The sequence below is a fragment of the Myxococcales bacterium genome (genome assembly GCA_022563535.1).
GTDB lineage: Bacteria > Myxococcota_A > UBA9160 > UBA9160 > UBA4427 > DUBZ01.
Window position 1 is genome coordinate 24496 of sequence record JADFNE010000006.1, and the last position, 16396, is coordinate 40891.

The 16396-nt window shown below is 61.2% G+C and carries 16 protein-coding genes; 13 read left to right on the forward strand and 3 right to left on the reverse strand.

Features of this window, described 5'->3' with window-relative positions; genetic code table 11:
* Positions 1-4: 4 nt before the first annotated feature.
* The 4 genes from mreD to IH881_03400 are packed head-to-tail and all read left to right on the forward strand — an operon-like array spanning position 5 to position 4255.
* Positions 5-544, forward strand: coding sequence for a rod shape-determining protein MreD (mreD, locus tag IH881_03385; protein MCH7866712.1), 540 nt, complete (start codon positions 5-7; stop codon positions 542-544).
* A complete protein-coding gene (gene mrdA / locus IH881_03390) occupies positions 541-2493 on the forward strand; it encodes a penicillin-binding protein 2 (GenBank protein MCH7866713.1) in 1953 nt (650 codons plus the stop codon). The genes mreD and mrdA overlap by 4 nt, the downstream gene beginning before the upstream one ends.
* Positions 2490-3590, forward strand: coding sequence for a rod shape-determining protein RodA (gene rodA / locus IH881_03395; protein ID MCH7866714.1), 1101 nt, complete (start codon positions 2490-2492; stop codon positions 3588-3590). Before mrdA ends, rodA begins: the two co-directional genes overlap by 4 nt.
* Positions 3587-4255, forward strand: coding sequence for an HAD family hydrolase (locus IH881_03400; GenBank protein MCH7866715.1), 669 nt, complete (start codon positions 3587-3589; stop codon positions 4253-4255). The genes rodA and IH881_03400 overlap by 4 nt, the downstream gene beginning before the upstream one ends.
* A 28-nt stretch (positions 4256-4283) precedes the next feature.
* On the opposite strand, the gene trxA is transcribed toward IH881_03400, so the two are convergent.
* Positions 4284-4607 carry a thioredoxin gene (trxA, locus tag IH881_03405; GenBank protein ID MCH7866716.1) on the reverse strand — a complete coding sequence of 108 codons (324 nt, stop codon included), beginning with the start codon at positions 4605-4607 and terminating at the stop codon, positions 4284-4286.
* 189 nt (positions 4608-4796) lie between these two features.
* Between trxA and IH881_03410 the strand changes: the two genes are divergently transcribed.
* The 8 genes from IH881_03410 (at position 4797) to IH881_03445 (ending at position 12512) form a co-directional block, all read left to right on the forward strand.
* A complete protein-coding gene (locus tag IH881_03410) occupies positions 4797-5792 on the forward strand; it encodes a hypothetical protein (protein ID MCH7866717.1) in 996 nt (331 codons plus the stop codon).
* 74 nt (positions 5793-5866) lie between these two features.
* Positions 5867-6418, forward strand: coding sequence for a macro domain-containing protein (locus IH881_03415; GenBank protein ID MCH7866718.1), 552 nt, complete (start codon positions 5867-5869; stop codon positions 6416-6418).
* A 148-nt stretch (positions 6419-6566) separates the two neighbouring features.
* Positions 6567-7364 carry a cytochrome c biogenesis protein CcsA gene (gene ccsA / locus IH881_03420; protein ID MCH7866719.1) on the forward strand — a complete coding sequence of 266 codons (798 nt, stop codon included), beginning with the start codon at positions 6567-6569 and terminating at the stop codon, positions 7362-7364.
* Positions 7361-8797, forward strand: a complete 1437-nt coding sequence (locus tag IH881_03425; GenBank protein ID MCH7866720.1) for a glutamyl-tRNA reductase — start codon at positions 7361-7363, stop codon at positions 8795-8797. Before ccsA ends, IH881_03425 begins: the two co-directional genes overlap by 4 nt.
* Positions 8794-9720: a hydroxymethylbilane synthase gene (gene hemC, locus IH881_03430; protein MCH7866721.1), complete on the forward strand. Its 927-nt coding sequence runs from the start codon at positions 8794-8796 to the stop codon at positions 9718-9720. The genes IH881_03425 and hemC overlap by 4 nt, the downstream gene beginning before the upstream one ends.
* Positions 9721-9727: 7 nt before the next feature.
* Positions 9728-11299 carry a uroporphyrinogen-III C-methyltransferase gene (gene cobA / locus IH881_03435; protein ID MCH7866722.1) on the forward strand — a complete coding sequence of 524 codons (1572 nt, stop codon included), beginning with the start codon at positions 9728-9730 and terminating at the stop codon, positions 11297-11299.
* A gap of 13 nt (positions 11300-11312) precedes the next feature.
* On the forward strand, positions 11313-12287 hold the full coding sequence (gene hemB, locus IH881_03440) for a porphobilinogen synthase (protein ID MCH7866723.1): 975 nt from the start codon (positions 11313-11315) through the stop codon (positions 12285-12287).
* A gap of 66 nt (positions 12288-12353) precedes the next feature.
* On the forward strand, positions 12354-12512 hold the full coding sequence (locus IH881_03445; protein ID MCH7866724.1) for a DUF4177 domain-containing protein: 159 nt from the start codon (positions 12354-12356) through the stop codon (positions 12510-12512).
* A 32-nt stretch (positions 12513-12544) separates the two neighbouring features.
* On the opposite strand, the gene IH881_03450 is transcribed toward IH881_03445, so the two are convergent.
* Both IH881_03450 and IH881_03455 read right to left on the reverse strand, forming a co-directional pair.
* The gene (locus IH881_03450; GenBank protein ID MCH7866725.1) at positions 12545-13879 is read right to left on the reverse strand and encodes an ABC1 kinase family protein; all 1335 of its coding nucleotides are present in this window, start codon (positions 13877-13879) and stop codon (positions 12545-12547) included.
* 17 nt (positions 13880-13896) lie between these two features.
* On the reverse strand, positions 13897-15258 hold the full coding sequence (locus tag IH881_03455; GenBank protein ID MCH7866726.1) for a hypothetical protein: 1362 nt from the start codon (positions 15256-15258) through the stop codon (positions 13897-13899).
* A gap of 315 nt (positions 15259-15573) precedes the next feature.
* Here IH881_03455 and IH881_03460 point away from each other — a divergent pair, with 315 nt between their 5' ends.
* Positions 15574-16395, forward strand: a complete 822-nt coding sequence (locus tag IH881_03460; protein MCH7866727.1) for a universal stress protein — start codon at positions 15574-15576, stop codon at positions 16393-16395.
* Position 16396: the final 1 nt, after the last annotated feature.

Here is a 16396-nt window from a genome sequence, read left to right on the forward strand (position 1 = left end):
TTCGATGAAGCGCCTGCTCTCCGTGTTGGTGGTCGGTTTGATCGCACTCGGAATTCAGAGCGGCCTGTCCATGGTCATTCCACGTCAACTCTGCCCAGACCTTGGCTTGTTGGTGGTGATCGCAATCGGCCTTCACTGGCGAGATGTGACGAGTGGATTGTTCATCGCCTCGGTACTCGGCTTTACGGCGGACATGCTTTCGAGTTCGATCTTCGGTGGACACGCATTGATGCGCGTTCTCATTTATGCGGCGACCGCAATCTCGCGTCAGCGGATGGACCTGCGAAGTGGGGTGGCACTGGCTTTGTTTGCGGGCGGTATGACAATTTTTTACGCCCTGGGGCTGTTTGTCTTGATGCGATTCTTCGGCGCCGACTCAAACGGCTTCCGATGGACGGGGATCGGGGGATTGTTCCCACATACGTTCGTCAACGCCGTTTGTGCGCCGCTCGTATCCGCGCTTGTGCTCCGAGTCTGCGAGTGGGCGGACGGTGAAGCCAGTCCGCGCGGCCTCGAAATCGAAGCCAGGAGGCCCACCTCATGAGTTCCGGCTATGGCGATGGCCGGCTCTCCGGGGGCGGGTCCCAGGAAAATTCGGGAAGTCTTGGCGTGATCGCTGCGGTGCTGATTCTGACCTTCTTCACTTTCTCGCTGCGGCTGTTCCAGCTGCAAATTGTCGATGGGGCGCAGCTTCGGAGTCGTTCCGAACAGAACTTCGTGCGAACCGTCCGTCTGGAAGCGCCGCGCGGAGATATCGTGGATCGCGAGGGCCGTATTCTGGCCTCCACCCGGCCAGCGTATCGCGTGCAGATCATCCCCAACGAACTCCACCGCGGCGATCGCACGTTCCGCGCGCTGAGTCAGATTCTGGGTGAGGCGCCGGGGGAGATCTCGAAACGGGTGGGCCACCCCACCGGGCGCCGACGCTTCCAACCTGTCGTGTTGCGCGGCGATCTCGGTTACGAGCGCTTCGCCCAGGTCGAATCACACCGCTACGCACTGCCCGGGGTCGTGACCAACATCGGTCCGAGGCGTCATTACGTCGAAGACGATCTCGCGGCTCATTTGTTGGGAACCATTGGTGAAGTGGGGACGCGACAGCTCGCCCTGCCACAGTTTAGCGATTACATCGCGGGGGAAATCGTGGGACAGTTCGGTCTCGAAGCCGAGCTCGAGGCCCATCTGCGCGGTCACGCCGGTGGCCGCAACCTGGTCGTGGACGTGGCGGGCCGTGAGATCGAATTGCTCGACGAGATCAAGCCAATCCCCGGCGGCCGCGTGGTGTTGACCCTCGACCTGGATCTGCAGCGCGTTGCAGAGGAAGCTTTTCGCTCCTCCGATCCCGAAGTGCCGGACCACATGGGGGCACTCGTCGCGATCGACCCGAGCAACGGCGAAATCTTGGCTTTAGTTTCACTACCCTCCTACGACCCGAACTCGTTCGCTGGCGGTATCGATTCGAAAACCTGGGATCAACTGATCTCCGATCCCTGGAAGCCGCTGCGAAACCGGGCGGTGTCCGGCGAATATTCTCCCGGTTCGACCTACAAGGCCGTGATTGCGGCGGCTGGACTGGCGGAGGAGGAGATCACCCAGGAGGAGGAGATCTTCTGTCCCGGTTACTACCGCATGGGGCGGCGGGTCTATCGCTGTTGGAAGCGAGGAGGTCACGGAGACGTGGCCATGGAGCAGGCGCTCAAGGAATCGTGTGATGTGTACTTCTATAATCTGGGGGTCCGCCTCGGAATTGATCGCATGGCGCATTACGCCAAGGGTTTTGGTTTTGGCAGGGCCACGGGCATCAATCTCGCCGCCGAGAAGGCTGGCTTGATTCCCACCATGGAATGGAAGCGGCGCGTCAAGGGTGAGGAGTGGATCAAGGGCGAGACGGTCTCGGCCGCGATCGGGCAGGGCTACAACCTCGTTACTCCAATTCAGCTCGCGGTGGCGTATGCGGCCATCGCCAACGGGGGACGCGTGCTCCGCCCACAACTCGTCAAACGCTTCGAGACCTGGGACCGGGAGGTGCTCAAGATCATGATCCCCGAAGAGCGGTCTCGGGTGCCGGTTTCGCGGGAGATCATCGAAGTGGTGCGAGATGCTTTGATCGCCGTGGTCGAAGGCGAACGGGGAACCGGTGGAAGGGCTCGCGTGCCCGGGATTATCGTTGCGGGCAAGAGCGGTACGACCCAGGTGGTGAGCCTCGATCTCGTCAAGAACCTGGAACCCGAGGAAATCCCCATTGGCTATCGCGACCACGCATTGTTTGTGGCGTTTGCTCCGGCCATGGAGCCGGAGATCGTCGTTGTGGCCCTGGTCGAGCACGCGGGTAAAGGCGGTGGGACCGTGGCCGCGCCGATCGTTCAAAAGGTGCTCGCGCGCTATTTCGAAAAACATCCCCGGGAGCCTGCCCCAGAGCCGACTCAGGTCGTGCTTGTGCAGGAGCGTCTACAAGGGCATCCACAAGGTCATGCGCAGGAAGGGCGGCAATGAATATTGATCGCCGATCGCTGCAGTACTTCGACTGGGTGTTCTTTTCGATTGCGGCGATCCTGATCGTGTTTGCGTTCGTCAATCTCACGTCGGCGACCAACTCTGGCGTCGAAGGCGGCACCTCCGACATCGTGCGCCGCCAGGGCATGGTCGTCGGACTGTGCAGTGTCGTGATGGTCATCATCTTGATGATCGATTATCGACACTTCGAACGCTTCGCCTTCCTGCTCTACATCGGCAGCCTGCTCCTGCTGGTCGCCACGCTGGTGATCGCGCCCGAAACCCGCGGCGCACGCGCGTGGTTGTTCGAGGGACGCATGCAGCCTTCGGAGTTGGCAAAAATCACGCTGGTGCTCGTGCTGGCGCGCCACTTCCACCGCAATCCCCCCGAGGCCAACGCAGGGTTACGTCAGTTGATACGCCCGGTCTTGATCGCGGCACCGCCCGTGGGGCTGATCATTGCGCAAAAGGACATGGGGGTCGCGTTGCTGACCCTGTTGGTGGCGATGACGTTCCTGCCTTTCGTGCGCATTTCTTTGCGTGCCTGGGTCGGCATTGCGGCGGCCGGGGTCGGGGCGCTCACCGCGCTTTGGGCCTATGGCCTGAGGCCATATCAACAGCAGCGGATTCTCGATTTTCTGGACCCCGAACGCGACCCCCTCGCTTCGGGCTACCAGGCGATGCAGTCGCGAATCGCGATCGGTGCAGGTGGCATGTTTGGCCGGGGATGGATGGAGGGCACCCAGACTCAACTGCGCTTCCTCCCCACCCAGCACACGGACTTTATCTTTTCAGTGCTCGCCGAGGAGTGGGGTTTCGTCGGCAGCATTCTGATGCTTTCGCTGTTCTTGTCGATGTTGTTGTGGGGGCTGTGGATCGCATCCAGTTCGAAGGACCAGTTTGGCGCCATGCTCGCAGTGGGCCTGGTGGGGACGCTCTTCTGGCCGGCCGCGATCAATATCGCGATGGTGCTCGGGCTCGCCCCCGTCATCGGCGTGCCGCTGCCGCTGTTTTCCTATGGTGGGTCGGCCATGCTTTCAGCCTTCATTTCGCTGGGCTTGTTGCTGAACATTTCCATGCGCCGGTATCTATTTTGAGTCGCGGTCAAATCGCTGCATTCTTCGACATGGACAAGACGATCATTTCGGAGAACTCGGGATCGATCTTCTTGCGCCATAGCTGGGAGCGCGGCGAAATTACTGTTTGGGATCTCGTGCGGGGCGCGGGTGCGTTTTTGCAGTACAAGCTCGGGACCCTGGACATTCAGGCCTGGACCGTCCAGATGCTGCGCGGTCTCGAGGGACAACCCGAGAGCGAGTTGCTCGAGGACGGGCGCGCCTTGTTCGAAAAATACATGGCCCCAAAAATCTATCCCGAAGCCGCGCGCCTGATCGCCGAGCATCTGGACAAGGGCCACGTCGTGGCGATCGTTTCTGGTTCGGTCCGCTTCCTGGTCGAACCGCTGGCGGAATCGCTCTCGGTCAAGCACGTGCTGTGTACCGAACTCGAAACCTTCGACGGTATCTTGACCGGCCGTTGTGTCGAACCGGTCTGCATGGAGGAGGGGAAGATCTATTGGCTTCAGGGTTTCATCGAACGCCACCAGATCGATCTCGCCCGCAGTTGGTTCTATACGGATTCGATCACTGACCTGCCGGTGCTCGACCTGGTCGGTCATCCGGTCGCAACCAATCCCGACCCGATGCTCTACCTCACCGCAACCCGACGCGGCTGGCCGATTCGCATTTTTGATGAACCGTAGCCCGGTGTCGGGGATGTCTAGCGGGCTGCTAGACGAGCTTCTCAGCCATCTCGACAAAGTCGCTCTTCGGCCGGGCGCCTTGGATTTGTTGTACGACCTGGCCGCCCTGAAAGGCGAGGACCGTCGGCACCGCGCGGACTCCGTACTGACCCGGGGTGCCCGGCGAATTGTCTATGTCGACCTTGACGATCTTGATCCGTCCTTCGTATTGCTCGGCGAGCTCCTTGAGCACCGGAGCGATCTGCTTGCAGGGTCCGCACCATTCGGCCCAAAAGTCGACAATCACCGGAATATCCGAATCGAGAACCTCAGCCTGAAAAGTCGCGTCAGTTGCATCGGTGATGGTTGCCATGGGATCGTCTCCTCGAAATGATCGTCTCGCTGGGCGTTGAGGTTATAGCCCGCATTCCTTCGACTCGGTATCTTTCCCCCCAAGGTGATCTCGATTACGCGAGACAGCATTGCGAGGTAGCGACTCCATGGCGCAAGCCGAAGAGCGAGTGCAGAAAATACGCGGCGTGTTTCGGAAAACCTCAAAGTCGTGAACCGAAAACTGCGCGCGATCGATCGTGCAAAGGTCCAGACAATTCCCGCGCGGAGCCGACACAGCAAGGTCACGCTCCGGGACGAGGCGACGCCATACGAGGCGGGGACTTCGTTCTCGCAGTTCCTGAAGGGGTTGCCCGATATCCTCGGCGCAAAAGATTTGCGCGAAGTCGTGGGAGCCTGGGACAAGGCCTGGACGGGTGACCGAAGCGTCCTCTGGGGCTTCGGCGCACATCTGATCAAAGTGGGACTCGCGCCCGTCGTCGTCGACCTGATGGAGCGCGGTGCCATCTCGGCAATCTTCATGAACGGGGCGGGGAGCGTGCACGATCTCGAAATTGCGCTGATGGGACGCACCAGCGAGGAAGTCGGCGAGGCGCTGGACGACGGCAGCTTCGGCATGGCCCGAGAAACCGGAGAGCAGCTCAACGGCGCGATCAACCGGGGTGCGGGCGAAGGCCTGGGCATGGGAGAGAGCATCGGTCGCGAGATTCTCGAGGGTAAATATCGCTACAAAGACCGGTCTGTTCTCGCGGCTGCGGTTCGCCTCGGCATTCCAGCCACGGTCCACATCGCAGTGGGGAGCGATATCCATCACATGCACCCCAGCGCCGACGGTGCCGCGCTGGGGGAGACGAGCTTTCGCGACTTTGAAAAATTGTCTTCGGTGGTGGCGGGACTCGAGGGCGGGGTGGTGTTCAACGTGGGTTCCGCGGTGATCTTGCCGGAAGTGTTTTTGAAAGCGCTTTCACTGGCGCGCAATCTCGGCAATCCGGTTCGGCGCATCACCGCCGTGAATCTCGATTTCATTCGACACTATCGGCCCCAGGTGAACATCGTCGAAAGGCCCACGCGACTGGGGGGCAAGGGCTACTCGCTGGTGGGACAACACGAGATCATGGTTCCGCTGATGTCGGCCGGGGTGATCGAGGCGCACGAAAAGTCTTCGGCTCGCGGTTCCCGGAAATCTGGACGTGGCCGCAAACGCTGAGAAATGAAGGGCTAGGAGTCCGCGCCTTCTGCCGCGCAGGCTCCTATCGTGAGGGCACAGAGAAGGGGAGATCCTTGGGCCGTATCAACTTGGTGGAGGGCGACATCAGTGATCAGGATGTCGACGCGATCGTCAACGCAGCGAACAGTGAGTTGCTTCTCGGTACCGGAGTCGCCGGAGTCATTCGGGAAAAGGGCGGCCCGACGATCCAGCAAGAGTGCGACGAGATCGGACCGATCGAAGTCGGCACTGCGGTGGTAACCAGCGCGGGTAATCTCAAGGCGCGATACGTCGTGCACGCGGCGGGCATGACGCCGGGAGGTGCTGCCGAGGAAGCGAATGTTCGAGATGCGCTGCGTGCATCCCTGGTGCTCGCCGCCGAGAAGGGGCTTCGCACGATTGCGATTCCGGCCATCGGGACCGGTATTGGAGGTTTCGCGGTGCAGCGTTGCGCCGAAGTTTCCCTCGAAGAGGCCAGGCTTCACCTGGCCGGTGAGACCTCCCTCGAAGAGATTCGCTTCGTGCTGTTCGGTGAGCCCGCGTTTCGGGTCTTCGAGATGGTCAACGACTCGGCCAAGGTCGCTGCCCAAATGGAGCGCATGGCCAAACTGCGCAAGCGCGATTGAGGGATTCCCCTCCCGGCGGATCCGGCCATCCAATCCTATACTGAACCGCTGATCTTTCGCCTGAAATTGCCGATGTACGGACTTGGCGAATTTCCAGATCGTGTCTAAACCAAGTACACCAAGTACACTAAGTACACGGAGACAGCTGGTGGTTGAGTTTCAGCAACTCGCGGCCGCGATTTATCTCGCAGCGGGGATCGGGGCCTTGGTGGGTGTCGTATTGCCTGCGCCGCGCATGAGTCGAGGTGCGGTCTGGGGACTCGTGTTCGGAGCGGCGGTGCAGACCGCCGCCTTCGCCACGCTACATCGAGTCGCGGATTCGCCTCCAATCACGTCGCTGTCCGTGGTGCTGGCTTCGAGTGCCTGGATGACCGTGGTCTTCGCCGTGCTGCTCAGTTTAAAGGTTCGGTTGCCGGGACTTGCTGCGGTGGTGGGTCCACTGGCGTTTCTCGGTGTCTTTGTCGCGTCGCTCGGTTGGAAGGCCGGGGGTGGCGTTCCGATCGACGTCAGCGAGACCGGCACCTGGCCGCATATTCATGTCTTGTTGGCCAGCGGGGGCATCGCGTTGCTGGGAATTGCCGGCCTGGCGGGTCTCTTCTTTCTGCTGGAACACCGAAGACTCAAAGCAAAGCCACCCGTGGCCGCGAGCATTCCGCTGCCCTCCCTGGAAGCGCTCGACCGAGTCAACGTCGTCACCACCGCGGTGGGCTTTGCGCTACTGACCCTCGGAATCTTGACGGGCATGATCTGGCTGCACGAGACCCGGGGCATGGCTTGGATGGGGACCACCCACGAAGCCTGGATGGTAATCTCGTGGACCATCTATGCCGGTCTGGTCGCGGCGCGCTATGCGGGTAGACAAGGTGCGCGACAAGCTGCGGCGAGTGCCCTGGCGGGTTTCGCCTTCCTGTTGTTCGGGGTCATGGGCGTGGGAGTCATGAGTTGAAGATCCTGCTGATCGGCATGAATCACCGCACCGCGCCCCTCGAGGTTCGCGAGCGCTACGCCGCGGAGGACCCGGGTCCCGCGCTGCGCAAACTCGTAATGTGCGAGGAGATCGAAGAAGCGGTCCTGGTATCGACCTGCAACCGGGTCGATCTCGTGGTGACGACTCGGCAAATCGAAGATGCAGTACTTCGAGTGCATCGATTCTTTCGCACCGATCTAGTCGGCGACAGCGCAGGTGTCACGGGAGCGTCCCTCGACGATTTCACCTATGAACACCGGGATCGCGACGCGGTCCAACACGTATTTCGGGTGGCGTCCTCCCTCGATTCCATGGTGGTTGGCGAACCGCAGATCCTCGGCCAGATGAAGGACGCGTACCGTCTCGCGGTTGAGAACGAAGTCTGTGGCCCTGTACTCTCCCGGCTCTTTCAGCGCGCCTTCGCGACTGCGAAGCGGGTCAAGAACGAAACGCGGATTGCCCAACGCCCGGTGTCGGTGGCCCGGGTCGCGGTCGATCTGGCTCGGCAGATCTTCGAGAACCTGGGGGACAAGAGCGCGTTGCTGCTGGGTGCAGGCGAGATGATCGAGCTTTCCCTGATTGCACTGCAGCGTGAAGGCTTGCGCGAGATTCGGGTTGCCAACCGCACACTCGCCAATGCGGAGGAACTCGCCGCTCGGTTTTCTGCGACTCCCCATCGGCTCGATGAGATAGAGTCGCTCTTGCCCGAAGCGGACGTCGTGCTCTGTTGTGTTGGTGGAGACCAACCGCTCCTCGGCTATTCAATGGTCAAACGTGCCCTCGATGCTCGCCGGAGTCGTCCTGTCTTCTTCATCGACATGGGTGTGCCGCGCAACGTCGATCCGCGGATCGAATCCCTGGACAACGCCTACGTCTACGACATGGACGATCTCCAGAGCGTCGCCGATGCCAATGCGGGAGAACGTCGCCGAGAGTCGGATCAAGGGGAAGCCATCGTTCGCCAGGAACAGCTTCAGTTCGATAGCTGGATGGCGGCCTTGAGGGCGGTGCCGACCATTCGTCACTTGCGCGCGCGAGCGGAGCAGATTCGCACCGGCGAAATGGAGCGCATGGCCGGACGACTGCGACTCGACGAACAACAGCGCCAGGGGGTTGAAGCCCTTACCCGCGCGATCGTGAACAAGCTCCTGCACGCACCCCTTTCCCACTTGCGCAACGAAGCCGAAGGTGGACTGGGTGTCGAATCTCTCGAAGTAGCGCGCGTCCTGTTTGCGCTGGACGACGACGCAGCTCCCGGCGCCGCAGCCGACGATGCCCTGCGTCAAGAGATGGAGCGCACTCGCCTGGCAGAAGCGGCGTCAGCAGAAGCCGGTACCAGTGGTGCGACGGAAGTCGCTGAGGACGACAGTTCGTTTGACCCTGCGCTCGATGAAGACGGGGAAGACCGATGAGCGTGATTCGGATCGCCACCCGGGGCAGCGAACTGGCGCTGGCCCAGGCCCGTTTTGTCGCGGACCGCATTCAGAAAGAACTCGACCACGAGACCGAGTTGCTGGTGATCAAGACGCAAGGCGACAAGATCTTGGATGTTCCCCTGGCCGAAATCGGGGGAAAGGGTCTGTTCGTCAAGGAAATTGAAGAGGCGCTGCTCGACGGTCGCGCGGACGTCGCCGTCCACAGCGCAAAGGATCTGCCCGCGCAACTCGAACCCGGGCTCGTATTGACTGCGTTTCCCGAGCGTGTGGATCCCCGGGATGCGCTGGTTTCGCGGGACCGCACTCTCACCCTGGAAAGCCTGCGAAAAAACGCACGGGTGGGTACCGGGAGTACGCGCCGTGCTGCGCTGCTGTTGGCGCATCGACCCGATCTCGAGATTGTTCCCCTGCGAGGAAACGTTCCAACCCGGGTCGCAAAACTGGAAAGCGAAAATCTCGACGCGGTCATCCTCGCTTGCGCGGGTCTCGAACGGCTCGGCATGGATGACTTGATTTGCGAGCGCATCAGCTGCGAAGTCATGCTTCCCGCGGTCTGCCAGGGAACGCTCGCACTCGAAACCCGCAAAGACGACGCGGTGGCGCAGTTGATCGCCCGGCTTGACGAACCCAGCGCGGCATTGTCCGTTGCCGGGGAACGGAGCTTTCTTTTGCGAATCGAGGGCGATTGCACGGTTCCGATGGCCGTTCATCTGGTCGAGCGCGGCGAAGGACGCGTCTGGTTGCGGGGACTCGTCGCGAGTTTGGACGGCAAGCGGATCGTTCGCGCCGAAGAAGAGGTGGCGTCGTCCGAAGCGGCGGCGGCGGGTCGCCGGGTTGCGGAAGCGGTCCTCGAAGGAGGGGGGGCCGAGATTCTCCGCGAACTGCAGAGCACTCGGTGAATTCCTGATGGCAGTCAAGAAACAAACCAGCCCTGGGGAAGGGCGAGTGACCCTGGTCGGTGCGGGTCCCGGGGATCCCGATTTGATCACGGTTCGCGGCGCTGCGGCGCTGGCCTCGGCCGACGTCGTGCTGTTCGACGAGCTTGCCACTGAAGAGCTTCTCTATCTGGCGCCCGAGCGCGCCGAGCGGATCAACGTCGGCAAGCGCGGCCACGACCTGCCGACGCGAAGCCAGGCGGACATCAACGCCTTGATCGTCGAACGCGCAAAGCTCGGACAGTCGGTCGTGCGGCTGAAGGGCGGAGATCCCTTCGTGTTTGGTCGCGGCGGAGAAGAGGCGAGCGTCTGCGCTGAAAACGGAATCCCATGCGAGGTGGTGCCCGGGGTGAGTTCGCCCATCGGCGCGCTCGCGTATGCGGGCATTCCCGTGACCGATCGCCGCCATGCGGCATCGTTTGCCGTGGTGACCGGACACAAAGATCCCGTGCCCTCGGCGGAGATGACGCGCTGGCAAGAGTTGGGAAGCGCGGTCGATACCCTCGTGATCTTGATGGGAATGCAAAAGCTTCCGCAGTTGATCGAGCGCATCATCGAAGGCGGCCGCTCTCCTGCGACTCCGTCCGCGGTGGTCATGAACGGCACCCTGGCAACACAACGTGTTGTCGTTGCCCCATTGTCCGAACTCGCTACCCGGGTCGCCGAAGCGGGACTCACAGCACCGGCTGTCATTGTAATCGGCGACGTGGTCAAGCTGCGCAGCCAACTCGCCTGGTGGGAGCGAACGCCATTGTTCGGCAAGCGCGTGCTCGTCACCCGCACCCATGCCCAGGCCGGAGAGATGAGCAGTGCACTGAGGGCGGCGGGTGCAGAACCCGTCTTGATTCCGATGATCGAACTCGTGCCGACCGAAGATACGAGCGCGCTCGATCTCGCTCTGTCTCAACTCGATCGCTACGACGGGCTACTTTTTACCAGCGCCAACGCGGTGCGGTTCTTTGCCGCGCGCGCGAGAGAGTTGGGGCGGGCCGCAGCATTTTCGGCTCTGCGTGCTCAGGTTCTATGTGTGGGTCCGCAGTCGGCCCGGGCCGCCCTGGAAGCGGGACTGCCTGTTCATTTGACCGGGTCGGGCCGCGGAGACTCCGAATCTTTCCTGCGCGAACTGATCGCGATTCTGCCGCCCTCGGGTCGTCGTTTTCTGCTGCCCCGATCGGACATCGGTCGCAACGTGGTTCCCGACACGCTGCGAGAGGCCGGCGCCGAGGTGGATGTCGTCGAGGCGTATCGCAACATTGCGGCGGACGTCGATGCCGCAGCGCTGCGCCGGGCGATACTCTCGGGCGACCTCGATGTACTGACTTTTGCGAGCCCCTCGGCCGTGGTTAACTTCTTCGCGCTGCTCGACGAATCGGCCAAAACGGCTGCGAAGGGTCTGTTGATTGCGGCGGTGGGAAAGACCACGAGTCAGGCCCTCGAGCAACAGGGCGCGGTAGCGCAGGTAATTCCCGCGCGACCTGGCGGCAGCGAGTTGGTTGCGGCGCTGGCAGAATATGTGGCGCAAACTCGGGGTAGTTCGGGATAGTGGAGATGAAGTCATGAGTTTTCCCAAAAATCGTATGCGGCGCTTGCGCCGAACCGAAACCCTGCGGCGGATGTCTCGCGAAACCCGGCTTTCCCGGGACAATCTCGTGTTGCCCCTCTTTGTCGTCGAGGGCGGCGGGGTGCGGGAAGAAGTGTCGTCGATGCCCGGGGTGTTTCGATACTCGGTCGATCAGGTCGTCGATGAAGCAAAGCGCGTCTTCGATCTCGGTGTCCCAGCCGTAATCTTCTTCGGTATTCCCGACACCAAGGACGCCATTGGCAGCGGTGCCGATGCACCTGACGGAGTCGTCCAACGTGCAGTCTCCGAGGTCAAACGCTCCGTGCCCGAGCTGTGCATCATGACCGACGTGTGTCTGTGCGAGTACACAGACCACGGTCACTGTGGTTTGATCGAAGATGAAACGGTATTGAACGATCCCTCGTTGGAACGCCTGGCCAGTACCGCACTCTCCCACGCGCGCGCCGGGGCGGACATCGTTGCACCTTCGGACATGATGGACGGCCGCGTTGCCGCAATCCGTCAGCGCCTGGACGATAATGAATTCGAGGACACCATCATCCTCGCCTACGCGGCCAAGTTCTCGAGCGCCTACTACGGCCCGTTCCGCGATGCAGCCGAATCCACCCCCCAGTTTGGCGATCGACGTTCCTACCAGATGGATCCGCCGAACCGCCGCGAAGCACTGCGCGAGATGCGACTAGATCTCGAAGAGGGTGCAGACGTCTTGATGGTCAAGCCCGCGCTGCCCTATCTGGACATCCTTGCAGACGCCCGTAGAGAGTTCGACGTGCCCCTGGCCGCGTATCATGTTTCCGGGGAATACGCGATGATCCACGCCGCGGCCGAACGTGGCTGGATCGACGGAGACCGGGCCATGGAAGAGGCGTTGATCTCGATCAAGCGAGCGGGAGCCGACTGGATCCTCACCTACGCCGCCGCCGACATGGCGGCAAAGCTGAAGTCTTGAACGTAGACAGTTTTGTTTTTTTAGGAGCCAACTGTGGCAGTGGTGTACAAGGTCGTAGAACTCAGCATGGTCTCTGCGGAAGACATCGAGAAAACGCTCAACTCGTGGACCGCCAAGGGGTGGACATTTGACACGATTCAGTTTGCGATGAGAGACTCTTCGAAGCGACCCGCCATGGCGTTCGTGACGTTCGTGCGGGATGACGAGGAGTCGGGCGAGGCCTAGGAGCCTGCGCCTTCTACCGCGCAGACTCTAGGTCACTTCCGCCCAACCAGGAACGGCAACATCATCCGCATCAGGTTCGTCCGTACCCCCAAGGTCTTCGCCAGTCCCGACAACAAACCGAGAACCCGCCCCAGCAAGTAAACATGGTTGGGCATCTGCACGATCGGGTTCTCTCGCACGAGTTTTACGATCTTCCTCCCATACCGGCGCACCTCGGGCGGGCTTGAATCGTCGGCGTCCCGCACCTCGATTGCGCTTTCCAGCACGACCTTCGAGATCTCTCGCAGCGAGTCCGAGTCCCCGTCCCGGGTCTCGAACCCGACCGCAATCAGTGCTTCTGCCATTGCGCCTGCGTCGTTCTTGAAAATCGCAGTCGTGAAGTCCGTGATTCCGGCGCGAAAAGACGGAGGCAATTCTTTGGCGAGCCCGAAGTCGAGAAAGACGATCTCGGCCCCGATCCCATCGGTGCGCCTGCGCACGAGCAGGTTTCCGGGGTGGGGGTCGGCGTGAAAAAAACCGCGGCGCAGTATTTGTTCGGCGTAGGCTGCGCCGATGATCTGCATGACTTCGGCGGGGTCGATTCCCGCATCGACCATGCCCTGGCGGTCGCCGATTTTGATTCCGTCGATGAACTCCATGACGAGGACTTTTTTGGTGCTGAAGGCTTCGTAGATGAACGGAACTGCGACGTTGGGGGAATTTTCGAAGAAGCCCGCGATTCGGTGGGCGTTCTGGGCTTCGTTGAGAAAGTCGAGTTCCTTTGGCACATGGGTTCCGAGTTCGTTGAGTAGCGGCAGGAGATCGAGTTCTTGTTCGATCAGGCCTACGGCTCCGATCAGAGCGCGCAGGTTGGCGAGATCTGAACTCACGGTGGCTGCAATCTCGGGGTACTGAACCTTGACTGCGACGCGTTCTCCACTCAGCAGGCGAGCTTCGTGCACCTGGGCCAGGGAGGCGGCGGCGACGGGCACCTCGGAAAACTCGCTGAAGATCTCGTGAAGCTGGACTCCGAGTTCTTCTTCGACCGTATCGCGCACGACGCGAAAGGAGCGATGAGGGACGCGATCTTGAAGTTTCGAGAGTTGTTCTACGTACTCGACGGGAACGACGTCCGCTCGCGAGCCGATGAACTGACAACCCTTGAGGATGAGGCCCTGCAGATCAATTGCAGTCTGGTAGATCGCGCGAGCCGATACTTGGTGATGATGCGACCAACGCTTCGACATGTTGGGGGGATCGATGTACTTGGCGATCCATTGGTTGGTCTTGATGCCCAGGTAGACTTTGCCGAAGGTGAGGCTGATGCGGCGGACGCGTTCGGCACGTTCTTTCAAGCTGAACGCAGTCGTGAGCGCGTCCATCGCCATGGGATCCAGCCTCCTATTTATTCGTCTTCGTACCCACTTTTGTTTTCGTATTCATCTTCGGATTCAACACCAGCGTCAAAGAGCATCGGAGTCTTGTTCAGGCAGGTCCAGTCGGGAGCATCTTCCTGGAGTTCTTCAGCTTCGTCATCGAAGTAGTAGTTTCCACTATAGGCGCACTGAACCCAGTAGTTCGAGTCAAATTCGAGGATGAAGCTGCTTCCATACTCGTTGTAGCGATACTTGACCTCGTCGGCGAGACCGATTTTCTCGAGAAAACCGAATCCGATGCGCGGTCTGGGCGACTCCGAGAGGTATCCGGCTTTGACCAGATCGTCGAGGGTCTCGGGGTAGAACTCCTCGGCCATGATGTGCTGCTGCAGGGCGTGAATGACCTGGGGCGCGCGCACGAAGCGATTGACCGCGTAGTCTCCCGCCGCCAGAGAATGACCGGCGAACACCGGAACAAAGACCAAGGTCGCCCCGAGCCCCAGGTGAAAGCCGCGGTTCAGCGCGGTTTCTCTTCGCTTGCGGCTTTGCCGATCGATCGAGCAGGCGGCGATCAAAGCCGCCGCGAGCAAAGCGGACGGCCCGGCGGTTCCAATCGCCAATTCCGGCAGTCCGATCGATGTACAGGCTCGCGCGACCCAGAAACCAGGCACCCAGAGCGCGGCCAGAACTCCCACCACGGCCGCGATGTCGACTTTTCGACGAGCCACGGACACCACCCCGAGTGCTACGGAAAACAAGAATCCGGCGACGACGAGAACGCAGTCATCGAGACACATTGTCGTGAACAACGGCCACGGCGAAATCATGAACATCAGGTGTTCACTGGTCCCGGTGGCACCCCGCACCGCGGCCATCGTGCAAAAAAAGATTGGGAGATAGACAATGCAGCGCGCTCGCGACGAAAGCCGAAGCCAACTTGCTACCAGCAGGGGTGCGACCACGGCGGCGGCAAGCGACAGGCCAGTCAAGGCCAGCACCGCTGTAAATCGCCAACTGAATAGTTCCCACGGAGAAGCCGCGGCGTAGCCCGCAACCGCGAAAAGTGTCGAAGTCAGCGCGAGTGAAAGTGAAAGCATGCGGGCGATCGCCGACCTGCTGCTGAGAAACGTCGCGAGACAGACGCCGATCGCGGGCAGGGCGAATAGGAAGGCGCCCATGAGCGGGTTGTCGACGTACCCGCCCATACTCTCAAAATCCAGGATGTAGGTTCGCCCATGCCACCAGTCGGTGGGCATGCCTCCGGGGGGCGGCGCGAAACCGTAATAGCCGAACACCGTATAACCAAAATTGACGACCACGCTGAGCCAGCCCCAAAGCCCTCGAGTCTTCAGCGCTTCACGCGTCGGTTCATGCTCAGCCGTGGGAGTCATCTTCGGTTGGCGCTCCAGCAGTGATCTTCAAAAAATTGGCGACAGGATCCAGCGGGGAGATCGAGCACAAAAATCTTAACATCCAACGCTTTCCAGTCCGGCAGCCCGAATCGGCACATGGGCCAACGACCTGTCTCCCCTGGGTCGTGAGGTTTGCGTGTCCCTCGGGGGTGCCGTATTCTCCCGATCTGCCCCCCGGGCACCCGCGCGGGGAAAATTTCTTCCCTCAGGGAATGTTTTCGGGGGAGGTCAGGGAAGACATCCGGTCGGATCGCCAATCACATCCGGGTTCGGCGAAATTGTAGGGAGCTGAATATGATCGAAACAATCTTGGTCGCGTCTGACGGATCGCAGTGTGCCCAGGCCGCCGAGGGATGCGCCATCACGCTGGCTTCAAAGCTCAGCGCGAGCCTTACCGCAATGACGGTGATCGAAGATCGACTCGTTCGACCGCCGGCAAGCGAAGGTCTGAGTCTCCCAGCATTCCCCGAGACTGAACTCGCCGCTTATCATCGCGCCCGCGCCGACGCCGTCCTGCGCCGGTTCAACGAGCGCGCCCGGAACGCGGGTCTCAATGTCAGCTGTGATGTCGTGCAGGGCACTGCCGACGATCGCATCGTCGAACGCTCTCTCGCCTCGAGCCTCACCGTCTTGGGTCGCGACAGTCGTACCGAGGCAGTGCGCGGCGGTTTGTTTGGGTCGACCGCCGAGGCAGTTACCCGCAAGACCACCAAGCCCGTGCTGATTGTCCCGTCGGGAGCAACACTCTCGGGACCCATCGTATTGGGCTTCGACGGATCACCCGGGTCCAGGCTCGCCGCCAAGCTGACCGTGTTCCTCGCCAATGGCCTCGGCGAACAGGTTCATGTGTTTGTCGATTCCAAGGACAAGGGGCGCGCAATCACTCGCTTTGAGGAAGTGCGAAAGCTCGTAGTCGGGCTCGCGAATCCGATCCGCGAGACTTCTTCGACCTTGGGCCGCCCGGACGTCAAGCTGGTCGACGCAGCGCGTGATGCGGGTGCGGGATTGATCATCATGGGTGCATTCGGGCGCAACCGAATTACCGATTTCTTCACCGGGAGCAACGCCGCGGCGGTGGCTCGCACCTCTCCGGTCGCCGTTCTACTCGCGCGGTAGT